The following is a 2,046-nucleotide window of genomic DNA, read 5'->3' as shown; positions in this document are numbered from 1 at the left end:
ACCCTGGGGGTCCAGGGGGCGCAGCCCCTTGGCCGGGGTCGAAGGGGCGGAGCCCCTGGGGATGGGACGGGTAGGGGCGGCGGGGGCGTGAACAATCCCGTCGAGCCGCCCGCCGGGTTCGTTGTACGGTTCTGATGTCCCTGCCACACGGATGGCGGGGCCACCGATCCCGTACCGGCGGGTCATCCGGACACACATGTATGTGGGGACCCTGTCCTTCGACCTCCTGCTGGGCGACGTCCGGTCGCTGAAGGAGAAGCGCTCAGTCGTCCGCCCGATCGTGGCAGAACTCCAACGCAGGTTCGCGGTGAGCGCGGCGGAGGTCGACCATATGAACCTGCACCGCCGTGCCGGTATCGGCCTGGCGATGGTCTCGGGCGACGCGGGGCACCTGACCGACGTACTGGACCGGTGCGAGCGCCTGGTGGCCGGCCGCCCGGAGGTGGAGTTGCTCTCGGTGCGGCGCCGCTTCCACGGCGAGGACGACTGAACGACCCCGCGACCGCACCACACAACAGACACAGACACAGACACGCAGAACCACAGAACAGCAGGAAGAACGAGGAGACGGACCAGTGGCCGACAACGCGCGGGCGAAAAGGCTGGCGGACCTCATCCGAGAGGTGGTGGCCCAGAAGCTGCAGCGCGGGATCAAGGACCCGCGGCTCGGCTCCCACGTCACCATCACGGACACCCGGGTGACGGGCGATCTACGGGAGGCGACCGTCTTCTACACCGTGTACGGGGACGAGGAGGAGCGGCAGGCCGCGGCCGCCGGACTGGAGAGCGCCAAGGGCATCCTCCGTTCCGAGGTCGGCCGGGCCGCGGGCGTGAAGTTCACGCCCACCCTCGCCTTCGTCGCGGACGCCCTCCCGGACACCGCCCGGAACATCGAGGACCTCCTCGACAGGGCACGGGCCTCCGACGCCGCGGTGCGCGAAGCCGCGTCCGGCGCCCAGTTCGCAGGTGAGGCGGACCCGTACAAGAAGCCCGGCGAGCACGAGGACGACGTCGCCGAATGACCCAGAAGACCCCAAAGCCCACCCCGCCCGACGGCCTTGTCATCGTCGACAAGCCGTCGGGCTTCACTTCGCACGACGTCGTCGCCAAGATGCGCGGGATCGCGAAGACCCGCCGCGTCGGGCACGCCGGCACGCTCGACCCGATGGCGACCGGCGTGCTCGTCCTCGGAGTCGAGAAGGCGACCAAGCTCCTCGGCCACCTCGCGCTGACCGAGAAGGAGTACCTGGGAACCGTCCGCCTCGGGCAGAACACGGTCACGGACGACGCCGAAGGGGAGATCACCACCTCCACGGACGCCTCCAAGATCACCCGTGAGGCCGTCGACACCGGGATCGCCAAGTTGACCGGCGACATCATGCAGGTGCCGTCCAAGGTCAGCGCCATCAAGATCGACGGCGTACGGTCGTACAAGCGGGCGCGTGACGGCGAGGACTTCGACATCCCGGCCCGCCCGGTGACGGTCTCCTCCTTCACCGTCTACGACGTCCGGGAAGCGGTCGCCGAGGACGGCACCCCCGTGCTCGACCTGATCGTCTCCGTCGTCTGCTCGTCCGGCACGTACATCCGGGCCCTGGCCCGGGACCTGGGCGCCGACCTCGGCGTGGGCGGCCACCTCACCGCGCTGCGCCGCACGCGTGTGGGGCCGTACAAGCTGGACTTGGCGAGGACACTGGACCAGCTCCAGGAGGACCTCACCGTCATGCCCATCGCCGAGGCCGCCGCGGCCGCGTTCCCCCGCTGGGACGTGGAGACCAGACGAGCCCGGCTGCTGCTGAACGGTGTACGGCTGGAGATGCCCGACGAGTACACGGGCACCGGCCCCGTGGCCGTCTTCGACCCGGAAGGCCGGTTCCTGGCCCTGGTCGAGGAACAGAAGGGCAAGGCGAAGAGCCTGGCGGTGTTCGGCTGACGCCGGAGCCGAGCAGAGTGCCTTCCCGTGGAGCGGCGAACACGGGGACTCCATCCCGCCGCTCCACGGTCCCCCCTCGGTTCCCCCACCCAAGGGTGCTGTCTCTTATACGC

Annotated in this window: 3 protein-coding genes; all 3 read left to right on the top strand. The window is 69.8% G+C overall.

Going from position 1 to position 2,046, the window contains the following annotated elements:
- The first annotated feature begins 196 nt into the window (after positions 1-196).
- The 3 genes from FPZ41_RS46235 (at position 197) to truB (ending at position 1,933) form a co-directional block, all read left to right on the top strand.
- Positions 197-490 carry a DUF503 domain-containing protein gene (locus FPZ41_RS46235; protein WP_131572152.1) on the top strand — a complete coding sequence of 98 codons (294 nt, stop codon included), beginning with the start codon at positions 197-199 and terminating at the stop codon, positions 488-490.
- 85 nt (positions 491-575) lie between these two features.
- Positions 576-1,022, top strand: coding sequence for a 30S ribosome-binding factor RbfA (rbfA, locus tag FPZ41_RS46230; RefSeq protein ID WP_322621592.1), 447 nt, complete (start codon positions 576-578; stop codon positions 1,020-1,022).
- Complete coding sequence (gene truB, locus FPZ41_RS46225) at positions 1,019-1,933, top strand: tRNA pseudouridine(55) synthase TruB (protein WP_152870857.1); 915 nt, start codon at positions 1,019-1,021, stop codon at positions 1,931-1,933. Before rbfA ends, truB begins: the two co-directional genes overlap by 4 nt.
- Positions 1,934-2,046: the final 113 nt, after the last annotated feature.

Source organism: Streptomyces acidicola (genome assembly GCF_009377235.1).
In the GTDB taxonomy this organism is placed as follows: domain Bacteria; phylum Actinomycetota; class Actinomycetes; order Streptomycetales; family Streptomycetaceae; genus Streptomyces; species Streptomyces acidicola.
Note: the sequence above shows the minus strand (reverse complement) of the source record. Positions and strands in the feature narration are given on the sequence as shown.